This is a genomic window from Kitasatospora sp. NPDC057738 (assembly GCF_042798815.1).
Classification (GTDB): Bacteria; Actinomycetota; Actinomycetes; order Streptomycetales; family Streptomycetaceae; genus Kitasatospora; species Kitasatospora lactacystinica.
On record NZ_JBHVJT010000119.1, the window covers coordinates 1 to 15,833 of the forward strand.

9 protein-coding genes are annotated in these 15,833 nt (G+C 74.1%); 1 reads left to right on the plus strand and 8 read right to left on the minus strand.

Annotation, left to right across the window (positions count from 1 at the left end; translation table 11 throughout):
• Positions 1 to 99: 99 nt before the first annotated feature.
• The 8 genes from ACFVGO_RS37590 to ACFVGO_RS37625 form a co-directional block, all read right to left on the minus strand.
• On the minus strand, positions 100 to 2,820 hold the full coding sequence (locus tag ACFVGO_RS37590; RefSeq protein ID WP_380636671.1) for a BTAD domain-containing putative transcriptional regulator: 2,721 nt from the start codon (positions 2,818 to 2,820) through the stop codon (positions 100 to 102).
• A gap of 26 nt (positions 2,821 to 2,846) precedes the next feature.
• Complete coding sequence (locus ACFVGO_RS37595; protein WP_380636672.1) at positions 2,847 to 3,860, minus strand: AfsA-related hotdog domain-containing protein; 1,014 nt, start codon at positions 3,858 to 3,860, stop codon at positions 2,847 to 2,849.
• Positions 3,861 to 3,925: 65 nt separating this feature from the next.
• Positions 3,926 to 5,095 (minus strand): alpha-hydroxy acid oxidase, encoded by a 1,170-nt coding sequence (locus ACFVGO_RS37600; RefSeq protein WP_380636674.1) that lies wholly within the window; start codon positions 5,093 to 5,095, stop codon positions 3,926 to 3,928.
• Positions 5,092 to 6,189, minus strand: a complete 1,098-nt coding sequence (gene hppD, locus ACFVGO_RS37605; protein ID WP_380636675.1) for a 4-hydroxyphenylpyruvate dioxygenase — start codon at positions 6,187 to 6,189, stop codon at positions 5,092 to 5,094. Before hppD ends, ACFVGO_RS37600 begins: the two co-directional genes overlap by 4 nt.
• A gap of 134 nt (positions 6,190 to 6,323) precedes the next feature.
• Positions 6,324 to 6,536: an MbtH family protein gene (locus ACFVGO_RS37610; protein ID WP_359897597.1), complete on the minus strand. Its 213-nt coding sequence runs from the start codon at positions 6,534 to 6,536 to the stop codon at positions 6,324 to 6,326.
• Between the two features lie 56 nt (positions 6,537 to 6,592).
• Entirely contained in the window at positions 6,593 to 7,324 is a 732-nt protein-coding gene (locus tag ACFVGO_RS37615; protein WP_380358665.1) for a thioesterase II family protein, read from the minus strand.
• Between the two features lie 91 nt (positions 7,325 to 7,415).
• Positions 7,416 to 8,657 (minus strand): PLP-dependent aminotransferase family protein, encoded by a 1,242-nt coding sequence (locus tag ACFVGO_RS37620; protein WP_380636678.1) that lies wholly within the window; start codon positions 8,655 to 8,657, stop codon positions 7,416 to 7,418.
• A 130-nt stretch (positions 8,658 to 8,787) separates the two neighbouring features.
• On the minus strand, positions 8,788 to 10,083 hold the full coding sequence (locus ACFVGO_RS37625; RefSeq protein WP_380636680.1) for a cysteate synthase: 1,296 nt from the start codon (positions 10,081 to 10,083) through the stop codon (positions 8,788 to 8,790).
• 1,095 nt (positions 10,084 to 11,178) lie between these two features.
• Between ACFVGO_RS37625 and ACFVGO_RS37630 the strand changes: the two genes are divergently transcribed.
• The coding region (locus ACFVGO_RS37630) for an amino acid adenylation domain-containing protein (protein ID WP_380636683.1) at positions 11,179 to 15,833 on the plus strand (4,655 nt) is incomplete at its 3' end.

The window sequence follows — 15,833 nt, forward strand, 5'->3', positions numbered from 1 at the left end:
GAGCAGGGGGGTGCTTCGCCCCCTGGCCTGCCCCTCCCAGGGAGGGGACGGTGGGTTCCTGTTGGGGGCCGGCCCGCGGGGGCCGGCCCTCAGCGCGGCTCAGAGCCGCTGGGGGAGCTGCCGGGCGAGCGGCCCGCCGGTCCGCCCGGCGCCGGCCGGGGCGAACGACGGGCGGCCCGGGTCGAGCAGCCACATGCCCGGGCGGACCTCCACGGCGGCCGCCCGCCCGTCCGGACCGGCGATCCGCTCCGCGGTGCGGCGGGCGTAGGTGGCCCAGCGGCGGTCGCCGAGCCGTTCGGCGGCCCTCCCGCACTCGTCGAGCAGCCGGAGCGCGCCGAGCGGGAGCCCCTGGTGCAGGTTCACCATCGCCAGACCGCCCAGCGCGGCCACGACCCCCCGCAGGTCGTGGCCGGCCGAGCAGAGGGCCAGCGCCCGGCCGTACCGCCGGGCGGCGGTCGTCAGGCGGCCCCGGCCGAGCAGCACGTCGGCCTCGCCGATCCGGCAGCGCGCGGCCCCGAGCCGGTCTCCGGCCAGGCCGAACAGCCGGCGGGCCTCGCCGTACCGGCCGAGCGCCCGGTCCGCCTCGCGCCGCTGCCAGGCGAGGTCGCCCAGGGAGTGGAGCACCGCCGCCTCGGCGGCCGGGGAGCCCGCCCGGCGCGCGGCGTCCAGCGCGAGCCGGTGGGAGGTCTCCCACTGGTCCCAGACCGCGCAGGTCTGGAAGTACCCGGCGGTACTGCCCGCCAGCTCCCACACCAGGGGCCACAGCCCGGCCGCGTGCGCCAGCCGCACCGACTGCACCAGCCCGGCGGCCTCCTGCCGGAACCAGGCCAGCGGCGCGCACGGCGCCGGTGCCCGGCCGCCCGCGCCGGACGGCGGCGCCGCGGCCGGCTCCTCGGGCTGCCGGCTGCGGCCGGGCGTGAGCAGCGCGTCGGCCCGGCGGGCGAGGGACAGGTAGGCGGCGCCCAGCCGCGCCGTCGCCGCGCGCAGCGAGTCCGTGCGCTCCTGCTGGCGCAGTTCCCCGGAGAGCACCCGCAGCAGCTCGTGGAAGCCGTAGCGGACCTGCCCGTCCGGCTGCGGCCTGGTCTCCAGCAGCTGGGCGCGGACCAGGCCCTCCACCAGCTCCTCGGCGACCGGCGCCTCGACGTCGAGCAGCGCCGCCACCGTCCACAGCGCGAAGTCGGGCACGGGGGCCAGCCCCAGCAGCCGGAACGCCCGCTGCTGCTCGGGCCGCGCCTCCTGGTACGCCGTCATCAGGCAGGCCCGCAGGTCGAGGTCGCCCTCGCGCAGCCGCTCCAGCCGGGTCCGTTCGTCGCGCAGCCGGGCCGCCAGGCCCTCGGCGGTGGTGTGCGGACGGGCGACCAGCGAGGCCGCCGCGACCCGCAGGGCCAGCGGCAGGTGGCCGCAGAGCCCGGCGATCTCCGCCACCGCCACCGGGTCGGCCGCCATCAGCTCCCCGCCGGCGACGTGGAGCATCTCCATCGCCTCGTCCGGGCGCAGCGGCTGGAGGACGAGGTGCCGGGCGCCGTCGAGGGCGGAGAGCATCCGCCGGCCGGTGACGATCACCGAGCAGTCGCCGACCGCCGACAGCAGGGGGCGGATCTGCTCCTCCGAGCCGGCGTCGTCGAGCACCAGCAGCGGCCGGCGCCCCCGTAAGGCGCGCTGCAGTGCCGCGGTGAGCTGCCCGCGGTCCGCCGGGACCTGGTCCGCCGCGCCGTGGTCGCCCCCACCGAGCCCGCGCAGCAGGGCGGTTGTCGCCTCGTCGGCGGTCAGCGGCCGGCCGAGCGGCCCGCGCAGCCGGACCAGGACCTGGCCGTCCGGGAACGCGTCCGCGACCTGCCGGGCCAGCTGCACCGCGAACGCGGTCTTGCCCACGCCGGCCCGTCCGGCCACCGCCACCAGCCGCACCGGCGGCCGGCCGGCCTCGCCGCGCAGCATCCGCTCGGCCGAGGCGGTCTCCTCGTGGCGTCCGATGAGCCTCTCCGTCCCGCCGGGCAGCCCCCGCAGCGGCCCGGTGGTCGGGGAGGCGGCCCGGGCGACGGACCCGCCGGCCGGCTCGGGAGGTCTCCAGTCGAGGGACGGGTCCGAGCGCAGGATCCGCTCCTGGAGGCGCTTGAGCGAGCGCCCGGGTTCCACGCCGAGCTCCTCGACCAGCGAGCGCCGCAGCCTGGCGTAGACCCGCAGGGCGTCCGACTGGCGGTCGGTGCGGTACAGCACCACCATCAGGTGGCCGTGCAGCGCCTCCCGCAGCGGGTGCTCGGTGGCCAGCGCCATCAGTTCCCCGGCGAGCTTGCGGTGGTGGCCGAGCCGCAGGTCCGCCCGGATCCGCTGGTCGAGCGACTCCATCCGCAGCTCGTCCAGCCGGATGGCGGTGCTCTCCAGGCGCACCCCGTGCGGCACGCCGGACAGCGCCGGGCCGGTCCACACCGCCAGCGCGTCGTGCAGCAGCCGGGAGGCGGCGGCGAAGTCGCCCTGCTCGTAGGCGGTACGGCCGGCCACCCGCAGCGTCTCGAAGCGGGCCAGGTCGAAGTCCTCCTCGGGCACCCGCAGCAGGTACCCCGGGGACCGGGTGAGCAGCAGTTCCTCGGTCTCCAGCCCGGGGGGTCTGCCCTCGGCCAGCAGCTTGCGCAGCTGGGAGATGTACACCTGGAGGGTGGTGGTCGCGGTGCGGGGCGGTTCGGTCCCCCAGAGCTCGTCGATCAGGCTGTCCGAGGAGATGACCTCCCCGGCGCGCACCAGCAGGGTCGCGAGCAGCGCGCGCGGTTTGGCGGCGGACGGCGTGCGGGGGGACAGCGAGACCGGCCCCAGGATCCGGAAGCGCATCACATGGTCCTTTCGATCGGCCGGGTTCAGCAGTCCTGCAGGAGGGAGGCGGAGGCACTGGCGACGACCCGGCTGCCCTGGCTGAAGGCGACCCGCATCCGGGCGACCGGCCGGCCGGCCGAGTCCCGGGTGGGGCGGCGGGAGGAGACCGTGCAGGCGAGCGGCAGGTCGGTGTCCCCGAGGCCCCGGTAGGAGGTCCGCCAGTGGGTCAGGACGGCGTGGCCGGGCTCGAAGCCGTGCAGCTCCGCGGCCACCAGCAGGGACGCCTGCCGGGAGGCCTCCAGGAACAGCGACCCGGGGATCGGGCCGCCGGCCGCCGCGCGGAAGAGCCCGTGCTCCGGGGCCGGGTCGACCGGCAGCAGGAACTCCCCGTCGAGGACCCTGAGCGGCGGACCGACCAGCACGTTGCGCGGGTCGCTCCGTCCGACGCGGGCCGGGCGCAGCGCCCCGTCCGCGCCGGGCGCGGACACCGCGCAGGAGTCGTTCAGGCTCTCGCGCCGGCCCCGGGCGCGGTGGCTGCGGTGCACCCCGGGCATGACGAACACCAGCCTGGTCCGGTTGAGTCCGCAGTTCACTCCGTCGATGGCCACCCGGGCCACGCACTCCAGGCCGCGCGGGACGCCGTTGACCACGTCGCCCGGGGTCAGGGTGAGCTCCATGGCGAGGTGGGCGGCCCGCCCGGTGCGGCGCCACGGCGAGAGGTCCAGGACGTCGACGCTGCTGGAGGCGAAGGCCTCGGGCCGGTCGGCCGGGACCCGGAAGTACTGCTGGGCGATGAAGTGCGCCGCCTGGTGCATCGTCTCCGCCGGGAACAGGACGTCGTGGAAGGTGCCCGGACCGTCGGTGAACAGCTCGTGGTCGTCCGGCAGTTCGGCCGACAGCACGAAGTGCTGCTCCTCCGGGGCGGTGGTGTCCAGGGCGAAGCCCTCGGCGGTGGAGGGGCGGCGCAGCAGGTGCAGCGGCGCGGCGGGCCGGCCGCCGGTGGGGAAGGGCCCGACCGGTCGGGCGGGCGGGTAGGGGAACGGGAGCGCTGTATCCATGGCAGTGGTCCTCGGGTCGGTGGCGCCCGGAGCGTCGGGTCGGGTGGGGGCCGGGGCCCCCGGGGCTACCCGTGCGGCGCGGAGACCGTCCGCAACGGCGCGGAGGTGACCACGCGCAGGGACCGCGCGGCCTCGACCGAGTCGCAGCCGGCCAGTCCGAGCGCGTCCCGCAGCTCCTCGGTCAGCATGCGCAGGACGCCGCCGACCCCGGCCTGGCCGCCGGTGGCGAGGCCCCAGAACACCGGGCGGCCGACCAGGACGCCGTCGGCGCCGAGCGCCAGGGCCTTGACGATGTCGCTGCCGGTGCGCACCGCGCCGTCGACCAGGACCTCGCAGCGGCCGTCCACGGCGTCCCGGATCTCCGGGAGCACCGCCATCGGCGGTACGGCGCCGTCGAGTTGGCGCCCGCCGTGGTTGGAGACGACGATCGCGTCGACCCCCTGGTCCGCCGCCTGCCGGGCGTCCCGGGGATCGAGGAGGCCCTTGAGGACCAGCCGGAGTCCGGTGCGCTCGCGGAGCCGTTCGATGTGCCGCCAGGAGAGCGAGGCGGTCATGAAGGCCTTGGTGTGCTCCGCCACCGCGGACGTCCGGGACCGCTGGGCGTGGGCCCGGGAGGCCGAGCCGTCACCGAGGTGGGCGGCCTGGACGTCCAGCGGCAGGGTGAACTGGTTGCGCACGTCGCGCAGCCGGCGTCCCATCCAGGGCAGGTCCACGGTCAGCATCAGCGCCTCGCAGCCGGCCTGCTCGGCCCGGTCGACGAGGTCGAACAGCCTGGCCTCGTCGTTGAGCCAGTACAGCTGGAGCCAGAGCCGGCCGCCCTGGGCGGCGATCTCCTCCAGCGGGTAGCTGCTCAGGGTCCCGGTGACGAAGGGGACGCCGGCGTCCCGGGCCGCGCGGGCCACGGCGAGTTCGCCGTCCGGGTGCACCAGCCGGTGGTAGGCCATCGGGGCGACGGCGATCGGCGCCGCGGCGTCCCGGCCCAGCAGCGGGGACGCGGTGGCGCAGTCGGCGACGTCCCGCAGGACCCGCGGCACCAGGTGGAGCAGGTCGAAGGCGTCGCGGTTGGCGCGCACCGAGGACTCCGTGCCGCTGCCGCCGGCGACGAAGTCCCAGATGTCCGGCGGCAGGACCGCGGCGGCGGCCCGCTCCAGGTCCTGGAGGCAGGCGGGTTCGCGCTGCCACCGGGCGGCGGGCTCGTCGCGGACCGCCGGGGTGGGGAAGGAGGGGGCGGTCACCGCGCGGCACCGCCCTGCTTCGTCCGGTCCAGCTCGACGGCCTCGTACAGCGCCTTGATGTTGGAGCTCCCGAAGGTCTCCGCGCCCAGGCGCTCGATGACCTCGAAGAAGAGGGTGCGGCGGGGGTGGGTGGAGCGGGTGAAGATCTGGAACAGCTGGCCGGCGTGGTCCTCGTCCACCAGCAGGTTCCACCGGCGCAGGTCCTCCAGCGGGTGGTTCTTCGGGGTCAGCCGCCGGCCGAGGAGGTCGTAGTAGGAGCCGGGGGCGGTCAGGAACCGCACTCCGCGCTCGGACAGGGCGGTGACGGAGCGCACGGCGTCCTCCACCGAGAAGGCGATGTGCTGCACGCCCGCGCCGCCGTGGCGGGCGAGGAACTCGTCGATCTGCCCGGGGTCGGCGGTGGTGTCGGGTTCGATGACGGTGAAGGTCACCGTTCCCGAGGGGCTCTGGACGACCTTGGAGTCCATCCCCTGGGCACCGGTGACGATGCGTTCCTCGAAGATGGTGTCGAAGCCCAGGACCCGGTTGTAGTGGTCGACGGTCGACTGGAGCTCGCCGGCGTCGACGCACACGGCGAAGTGGTCGATCCGCAGGAGGCCGACGGGCGGCGCGACCTCGCGCGCGGCGGCGAGGGCGGACGGGTCGACGACCAGTCCGTGGGGCAGCGCGGGCGGTGCGGCGCCGTCGTCCGGGACGAAGGTGTGCACGACGTCGCCGAAGCCGCCGACGGTCGCGGTGGTGCCGCCCGCCGGGTGCGGCGCCGGGGCGGCCACGGGCCGCGCGCCGCGCCGGGTGGCCTCGGCGAAGGCCGCGGTCACGTCGGGGACCCGCAGGGCGATGTCGGAGACCCCGTCACCGTGCCGCGCGGTGTAGGCGCCGGCGGGGTGGTCCGTGTCCCGGCTCTCGGTGAGGACGAGCGTGACGTCCCCCTGGGCGAGGGCGGTGCTCCTGAGGCCCGTTCCGGTCGCCACCTGCGGGGCGACGACCCGGAACGCGTACTGCCCGACCCAGGTGGCCGTGCCGGCCTCGATGTCGTCCACGCACAGCTCGACGTACTCGATGCCGAGGTTGCCGTAGACCGCGGACCCACTCACGTGATTCTCTCCTTGGAAATGTCGCAGGGCTCCACCGGCGCGGGGCGGGCGCGCCGGCCGCGCAGGCTCGGGTGGCGTGCCGTCCGTTGCCCGGGGCGGGCCGCCCCGGGCAGCGAACGGACGTGCGGCGGTGCTCAGTTGGCGGCCATGGCCTCGACCAGGCTCTTCGGGCGCATGTCCGTCCAGTTGGCCTCGACGTAGTCCAGGCACTCCTGGCGGCCGGCCTCGCCGAACGCGGTCTCCCAGCCGGCGGGCACCTCGACGGAGGCGGGCCACAGCGAGTGCTGCCCCTCCGCGTTGCGCAGCACCAGGTACGGGGCGTCGTTGTTCTCGAACGGGTTCGTCACTGTCGTCTTCCTTAGCGGTGGTGGTGACGGCGCCGCGGGTTCGCGGCGGCCTCGGTTCAGTGGGCGGCCGGGACGCCGAGCCGGGACAGCAGGTCCCGCAGCAGGCCGGCCTGCTGGTCGGTGAGGTAGAAGTGCCCGCCCTGGAAGGCCCGCGCGGTGAAGGACGCCCGCGTCACCGGGGCCCACGCGGCCACCGACCCGGCGTCGGTGTCGGCGTCCTCGTCCCCGTAGTACGCGACGACGGGGACGTCCAGGACGGCACCGGCGGGATCGGCCCGGTACTCCTCCACGATGCGGTAGTCGGCCCGGACCGCCGGGAGCACCAGTTCCAGCAGGTCCGGGTGGTCCAGCGCGGCCGTCTCCGTGCCGCCCAGCTCCTTCAGGTGCCGGACGAGTTCCCGGTCGGGCGCGGTCGCGTACGACTGCTCCGGGACGCTCTCCCGCCCGGGGCCGGACCGCCCGGAGACGAACAGGGCGGTGATCCGTGCGCCGTGCGCCTCCTGGAGCCGGCGGGCGGCCTCGAAGGCGACCGACGCGCCCATGCTGTGGCCGAAGAACGCCAGCGGCCGGTCGAGCAGCGGGAGGCACTCGGCGACCACCGGGGCCACCAGGGCCTCCATGGTTCGCGCGGGCGGTTCGAGCAGCCGGTCCTCCCGCCCCGGGTACCGCACGGCGAGCAGCTCCACGTCGTCGGGGAGGGACGGCCCCCACGCCCGGTAGAAGCTCGCCGCGCCGCCCGCGTGCGGGAAGCAGACGATCCGGGTGCGGGGCTCCGCCGACGGTTTCACTACTCGCAACCACTGGTGTGCTGGGCGCACGTCTTTCCTCTCAGCCTCGGTCTCGATGGCACCCCGGGGGCCCGCGGTGCGCGGGCCGGCCTCACCGCGCGGCGGCCGCGGCCTGCTCCCGGACGAAGCCGGCCAGCCGGTCCAGCCCCTCGTCGATCTCCGCGGGGAGCAGGTGGCTGAAGGACAGCCGCATCACGTGGCGCGGCTCGGAGTCCGCGTAGAAGTGGTGCAGCGGCGTCCACAGCACGCGGTGCCCGCCGGCGCTGAGCTCCAGCAGTTCGTCGCTCGCCGCGAAGGGCACGGTGAGCAGCAGGAAGAACCCGCCGCTCGGGGTGTTCCAGGAGACGCCGGGCACCTGTCCGGCGCCGAACCGCGCGGCCAGGCCGTCCAGCATCAGCCGGAGGTTCGCGCGGTACGTCTCCCGCTCGCGGGCGTTGGCCGCCCGCAGGCTGTGCCCGTTCTCCAGCAGCTTCCCGGCGATGACGGCCTGGGCGATCGGCGAGGTGTTCACCGTCGTCATGCTCTTGATCTTCGCCAGCTCGTCGGCCAGCAGGCCTGCCCCGCCCCGCGGGCCGGTGACGGGCTGGTCCGCGACCACGTAGCCGACCCGGGCGCCGGGGAGCCCGGTCTTGGCGAACGAGCCGAGGTAGACGACGCGTCCGTCGGTGTCGAGGGCCTTCATGGTGGGGGGCCCGTCGGGGTCGCCGAGCAGGCCGTACGGGTTGTCCTCCAGCACCAGGAGGTCGAGCTCCGCGGCGGCCCGCAGGGTCCGCAGCCGGTCCTCCCGGCTCATCCGCACCCCGCCGGGGTTGGCGAAGTCCGGTACGAGGTAGAGGGCCCGCGGGCGCCGGCCCGCCGCCCTGGCCTCCCGCACCACGGCGGTGAGGTGCGCCAGGTCGACGCCCGCCGCGGACTCCCGGACCGGGAGCAGCGGCATGTCGACGAGCTGGGCGGCCCCGTGCACCCCGACGTAGCTCGGCGTCACCGCGAGCAGCACGTCCTCGGGGGTGGCGCGCAGCGCCCGCAGGGTCAGGTAGAGCGCCTCCTGGCAGCCCACGGTGACCACGACGGCCTCCGGGTCCACCACGATGCCCTCGTCGACGGCCAGGTGGGCCGCGACCAGTTCGTGGATGACGCCCTTGGTGCGGCCGTACTGGAGGACGGTGCGCCGGACCTTCGCCTCGTCACCGTCGAAACGCTCGGAGAGGTGGCGGCGGTAGACGTCGAGGTGGCGGTGGACGTCGTCGAGGTCGAAGTAGCCCTCGAACGGCCGGCCCGCGGCGAAGGACACCGCGTCCGGGTAGTCCTGGGACACCTCGTTGAGAAAGTTCATCGACGCGCTCACCGGGGAGCCCAGCGATTCGTGCAGGTCCCGGACGTCGAGGGGCAGGGACGACCCTGCCACGGTGCGGTTGCCCAACGGGCCCACTTCCCTTCTGACGGTTCGGCTCGGAGGTTCCGGCTCAGCGCACGGAGGCGACGGCGCGCGGTCGGCTGCCGGTCGCGAAGGCGTCCAGCACGCGGGCCGCGACCTCGTCGGGGGAGTCGCCGCGCGAGACCAGCCACGCCCGCGGCGCGGCGGCCGGGGCGTCGGCGTACAGCCTCCGGCGTCCGCCGCCCGTCACGTTGAGCAGGCAGGTCGCGTCCGGCGCGAGCCGCCCGTCCCGGACGGCGTCGCGCAGCGCCGCCACGGCGACGGCGGCCGCCGGCTCGATGTCGATGCCCTCCAGCTCCTCGAACACCGCCCTGGCCGCCTCCGCCTCCGCGCGGCCGGCGACCAGCATGTCGCCGGAGCCGGCGCGCAGGACGTCCCGGACACCGCCGCCGACGAGGTAGGGGGGCGTCGCGTTGGCGAGCTCCGGGGCGTAGAGGTCGAGCGGTGCCGCGGCCCGCGCCGGGTCCTCCGGCTGCCCCTGCCACGCCCGGCCGAGCGGGGCGAAGTCCGCGTTCTGGCACAGGAGCATCCGCGGGACCGACTGTCCGTCGGCGGCACCGGAGGCGATGACGCGCTCGGCGGCCTCGTGGACGGCGATCGCCCCGGCGCCGCTTCCCACCGCCTGGACGTAGACCTCGGGAAGGACCCCCATCTCCTCGAAGGCGGCGAGGGCGACCACGCCCAGCCCGTCGCGGCGGCCGACGTTGCGGACCCCGCCCTCGGCGAAGAACCCGGGACCGCAGGCGATCAGCTTCCGGCTGAAGTCGATCGCGTCGTTGTAGGTGGCGTCCTCCAGCGCGACCACCTGGACGTCCGCCGACCCCGCGTCGGCGGCCGCCACGGCCGGCAGTGCCCGGCTCGGGACCACCAGCAGCCGGGGGACTCCCTCGCTCCGGGCCGCGGCGAAGGCCGCCGCGGTGTTGCCGGCCGAGGCGATGACCATCACACCGGCCTGTTCGGGGGTGCGTCCCAGCACCGCGAAGGCCTCGAGCTCCTTGAAGGAACCGGAGGTCATCCGGCAGCCGCGTTCGGGCCAGTACCCGCTGAAGGAGATCCACAGGTCGGTCAGGCCGAGGGCCTTCCCGAGGCCCTCGCTCCGGTAGACGGCCGGCCGGTGGGAGCCGTCGACCTCGCGTCGGACCGGCAGCCAGCCGTAGCGGAAGATGCCGGACCGCTCCGGCGTGACGGTGAACCGCTGTTCCGCGTACTCGCTGCGCAGCAGGGTGTCGTCCCCGCATCGCGGGCAGCTCAGGCAGAGCCCGTCGTCGGAGCTCCGCCAGTCGCAGCCGGCGCAAACGAGCAGGTAGGTACAAGCAGGATCCACGAGGGTGCGTTCCTTTCGCGTCGAACGGCGTCCCCGCCGTGGGCGCGCCTGTCCGCGGACATCGCGGACCGGCCCCTGCCGCACGGTCGGAGGCATGCGTGTTCAGCCCTTTTCCGGCGCGCACCGGGACTTGCCGGGCACGCCGAAGTGCGACGCGCGACAATCGCGGCGTCGATATCCGGAAAAAGGGAAAAGACTGCCTGATAAACGCCTCGGCGGGCCTTCGGACGGAAGGGGGCCGATGGGCTTTATGACATGTTCAGGACAGATTTCAGAGAGGTGTGGCCCCGAAAAGAAGGATTGCTGTGGACCCTGTTGAAATGGGTCGGAAACTGTTCATCATACCCCGTTGTCCCCCGACGTGTGCAGCAAGCGTGTTCTGCAGGCTTGCGAGTGACCAGCATAGACGCCGCAATCGCAGTTTTCCTGTGACCGGGCTCACATTGCAGGGCTTCTGAAGATCGACTTTACTGTCCTGACGCCTGCTCAGGAGCCCGTCGGATGTTGGCCGAGTCTGCCATCCGGACGCGGGAGCGGCGATCGCCGCGCATGGTTCATCATGTGCGCTTCGCGTGGCGAAGTGTCGGCAATACGGGGGAAAGTCAATGTGTGAGCGTTGTGGCGGGAATGGTCTCGCCGGATGTACCGAAGAGGGTCCTTCGATTCGCGGGCGGGGCCGTCGGCCCATTCCACGCAGGGGGGGTTCTGCGTCAATGCCCGCCGTTTTCTCCACACTTCTTTCGCCGGCGCTTCACTGACGCGTCGGCCGGTCCGCGCCAGGATTGATCCGAAAGCGGACAGACCATGACCGGCCGCCCGGGATTCCCGCGGTTCCGGTTTCCCCGAGGGGGGCGGTTCGGGCTGCCCGGCGCCGGAGCGGCCGCCGTCCGGCCCGCCCGCGCCCCCGTCGCCCGCCCGATTCCGCGCCCGGCCGCCCCTCCTCCGAAGGGTCCGGCCGAGGCCTCGGCCTGCCGTCGCGGCGGCCTCCCGGCACCGGCACCTCCCGCGGGAGGCCCCTGCCCCGAGGCCGGACGACCCCGGGCCCCGCACGCACGCACGCGTGGAAACACGCTCACAACGGGACGATGGAGTGGTATGAGCACGTCAGAAGTCGGCGTCGCGTACAAGGAGCTCTCTGCCGCGCAGCGAGGCATCTGGAACGCTCAGCAACTCGACCCGGACAACCCCGTCTACAGCGTGGCCCAGTGCCTGGAGATCGAAGGGGACCTGGACCCGCAGCTGTTCGAGCGGGCCGTGCGGGAGATCACCGCACGGGTCGAACCCCTCCACGTGCGCTTCACCGGATCGGGCACCTCGCTGCGCCAGTACGTGGCCGTCTCGGACGACTGGCCGCTGCACACCTTCGACGTCAGCGCCGAGCGCGACCCGGTCGCCGCCGCCGAGGCCTGGATGCGCGCCGACCTGGCCCGGCCGATGCGGCTGGACCGCGACCGCCTCTTCACCTACGCCCTGTTCCGCGTCGCCGCCGACCGCCACCTCTGGTACCAGCGCGGCCACCACATCGCCGCCGACGGCTTCAGCGGCGCCATCGTCGCCTCGCGGGTGGCCGCCCACTACACCGCCCTCGCGGCCGGCGGTCCGGTGCCCGAGCCGCGGACGGTGCCGCTGGACACCCTCCTGGACAAGGACACCGAGTACCGCGCCTCGGCGAGCTTCGCCGAGGACCGCGCCTACTGGGCCGAAACCCTGGCCGACCGCCCGGACATGCCCAGCCTCAGCGGCGGACGCCCGCCCGTCGGCACCCCGCACACCCTGGCCCGGCACGCCGAGACCGTCGACGCCGAGACCTCCGCGTACCTCCGCACGGCCGCACGCGGTCTGCGGACCACCGTCTCCGGCCTGGCCATCGCCGCCTCCGTGCTCTGCTTCCACCGCCTGACCGGCGTCGAGGACGTCGTCATCGGCGTCCCCGTCCTCGGCCGGAGCCGCCAGGAACTCGACGTCCCCGGCATGGCGGCCAACATGCTGCCGATCCGGGTGGCCGTGTCGGACGACCTCACCCTCCAGCAGCTCGTCCGGCGGGTCGGGACCGCGATCCGCACCGCGCTGCGCCACCAGCGGTACCGCTACGAGGACATCCTCCGGGACCTCGGGCTGGTCGGCCGCGGCAACCTGTTCAGCCTGGTCATGAGCGCCATGCCGTTCGACTACGACCTCGCCTTCGGCAACTGCTCGGTCCGGCTGAAGCCGCTGGGCGGCGGCCACTTCAACGACTTCTCGCTGTCGCTCTACGACAACTCCACCGACGGCCTCATCGGCATCGCCTCGGACGTCAACCCCGAGCTCTACAGCGACGACACCAACCGCGCCAAGGTGGCGCTCTTCCGCAACACCCTGCTGGCGATGGCCGCCGCCCCCGCCGACACCCCCCTCCGTCGGATCGAGGTGTTGGGCGAGGCGGAGCGGGAGCTGGTGCTGTTCGGGTGGAACGACACGGCGCGTGAGGTGCCGGCGGTGACGCTGCCGGAGCTGTTCGAGGCGCAGGCGGTGCGGACGCCGGGTGCGGTGGCGGTGTCGGACGCGTCGGGTGGTGTGACGTACGGGGAGTTGAACGAGCGGGCGAACCGTCTGGCGCACCTGCTGGTCGGGGGTGGTGTGGGGCCGGAGGACCTGGTCGCGGTGTGTCTGCCGCGCTCGGTGGAGCTGGTGGTGGCGCTGCTCGCGGTGGGGAAGACGGGGGCGGCGTACCTGCCGCTGGACCCGGAGTACCCGGTCGAGCGGCTGGCGGCGACGGTGGCGGACGCCCGGCCGTCGGTGCTGGTCGCCTCCGGTGCGACGGCGGGGCTGGGCCTGGGCGTTGACGCCGGGGTGCGGCGGATCGACCTGGACGCCGCGGAGACCGCCGATGCGCTGAGCGTGCTGCCGGTGTCGGATCCGGTGCGTGCGGGCCACTGTCCGGAGAGTCCGGCGTACGTGATCTACACCTCGGGGTCGACGGGTCGGCCGAAGGGTGTGGTGGTGACGCAGGCGGGCCTGGTGAACTACGTGGTCCGGTGTGTGGAGGCGTATCCGGAGGTCGCGGGGCTGACGGTGCTGCACGCGTCGGTGTCGTTCGACGCGGGTGTGACGGGTCTGTACGGGGCTCTGGTGTGCGGTGGCGAGGTGGTGGTCGCCGCGTTGGACGATGCTCTGCCGGGTGTGTTGGGCGGTCGTCGGCCGTCGTTCATGAAGGTGACGCCGAGTGCGCTGGCGGTGCTGGACTCGCTGGGCGATCGGGTGAGCCCGTCGGGCCGGCTGATGGTGGGCGGTGAGGCGGTCCAGGCGGCGGCGGTGGCGCAGTGGCGCGAGCGTCATCCGGGTGTCGTGGTGGTGGACCACTACGGTCCGACGGAGGCGACGGTCGGCTGCACCGACTTCGTGCTTCCGGAGGTGCTGGACGGGGCGGAGGTCGTGCCGATCGGCCGGCCGATGTGGAACACCCGGGCATATGTGCTGGATTCCGGGCTGCGTCCGGTTCCGGTGGGTGCGGCGGGTGAGTTGTACATCGCCGGTGTCCAGCTGGCGCGCGGCTACCTGGGCCGTCCGGACCTGACGGCGGAGCGCTTCGTGGCCTGCCCGTTCGGTTCGGTCGGGGAGCGGATGTACCGCACCGGCGACCTGGCCCGCTGGCGCGCCGACGGCACGCTGGAGTACCTGGGCCGCACCGACGACCAGGTCAAGGTGCGCGGCTACCGCATCGAGCTGGGCGAGATCGAGTCCGCCCTGCTCGGCCAGGCGGGCGTGGCCCAGGGAGTGGTGATCGTCCGGGAGGACGTCCCCGGCGACAAGCGGCTGACCGCCTACGCCGTCCCGGACCTGGACGCGGACGTGGAGCTGGACGCCGTCGCGCTGCGGGACGCGCTCGCGACGGCGCTTCCCGACTACATGGTCCCGTCCGCGGTCGTACTGCTGGAGGCGCTCCCGCTGACCGTCAACGGCAAGCTCGACCGCCGCGCCCTCCCGGCCCCCGACCGCACGGCGGAGCTGGAGGCCTCCTACCGCGCGCCGAGGACGCCCGAGGAGACGCTCCTGTGCGAGGCGTTCGCCGAGGTCCTCGGGCTGGAGCGGGTCGGCGTCGACGACAACTTCTTCGAACTCGGCGGGCATTCGCTGCTGGCGGTGACGCTGGTGGAGCGGCTGCGTTCCCGCGGCCTGCAGGTGTCGGTGAAGGCGCTGTTCCAGGCTCCGACGCCGGCCGGACTTGCGGCCGTGGACGAGGGCCAGGCGTTCGTGGTGCCGGAGAACCGGATCCCGAGCGACGCGACCGTTCTGACGCCGGACATGGTCACGCTGGCCGAGGTCACCGAGGACGATCTCGCACGGATCGTGGAGCAGGTCCCGGGCGGTGCGGCGAACGTCGCCGACGTCTACCCGCTGGCGCCGCTGCAGGAGGGGATCTTCTTCCACCACCTGCTGGACGCCGACCAGGGCCGTGACGTCTACACGCTGCCGACGGTGCTGGCCTTCGACTCGCGGGAGCGGGTCGACGGATTCGTGTCCGCGGTGCAGGCGGTGGTGGACCGGCACGACATCCTGCGGACGGCGGTGCTGTGGGAGGGACTGTCCCAGCCGCTGCAGGTCGTGCTGCGGCAGGCGCCGCTGGTGGTGTCCGAGGTCGCCCTGGCGGCCGGTGCCGGTGACGAAGCGGTCGCCCGGCTGCTGGCGGCGTGCCCGCCGTCGATGGACATCCGCCGGGCGCCTCTTCTTGATCTGACCATCACTCAGGACGCTTCTGGTGGCCGGTGGTTGGTCGTGCTTCGCAGCCACCACCTGATCCGCGACCACCAGGCGCTGGAAGTCCTGCTGGACGAGGTGCGGGCGCACCTGGAGCAGGAGGAGGACCGGCTGCCGGAGCCGGCGCCGTACCGCGACTTCGTCGCGCACGCGCGCCTGGCGGTCACCGCAGAGCAGCACCGCGCGTTCTTCGAGCGGGCGCTCGGGGAGGTGGAGGAGTCGACCGCGCCGTACGGCGTTCTGGACACGCACGGCGAAGGCGGCGAGGTCGGTGAGACGATCGTCGAGCTGTCGGACGAACTGGCCGATCATGTGCGGAAGTTGGCTCGCCTGAACGGTGTGAGCGCGGCCGCGTTCTTCCACCTGGCGTGGGCACGGGTCGCGGCGGCGACGACGGGGCAGACGCATCCGGTGTTCGGAACCGTGCTGCTCGGCCGGATGGACGCGGGAGGTGCGGCGAGCCGTACGCCGGGTCTGTACATCAACACGCTGCCGATCCGGGTCGACGCCACCCAGCGACTTGGCGACGGACTGCGGGCAGCACAGGCGCAGTTGGCCGAACTGCTGACCCACGAGCATGCCCCGCTGTCCCTCGCCCAGCAGGCGACCAGCCTGCCGGCGCAGAGCCCGCTGTTCACCTCGATCCTCAACTACCGTCACAGCAAGCCGCGTTCCGAGTCCGGTCGGGGGAACCTGCCGGATACCGGGATCGCGGGCATCGACATCCTGTACGCCCATGAGGGCAACAACTACCCGTTGACGGTGTCGGTGGACGACACCGGTGTCGGGTTCCGGTTCACGGTGCAGGCGTGTGCGCCGATGGACTCGGACGTGGTCTGCGGTCTGCTGTGCACGGCGGTGGAGAACCTGGTCGGCGGGCTGGAGGAGGACTCCGCCGCCACGCTCGACCGGATCGCCGTTCTGGACGCCGGGCAGCGGGAGTTGGTGCTGCGCGGCTGGAACGACACGGCGCGTGAGGTGCCGGTGGGGACGCTGCCGGGGCTGTTCGAGGCGCA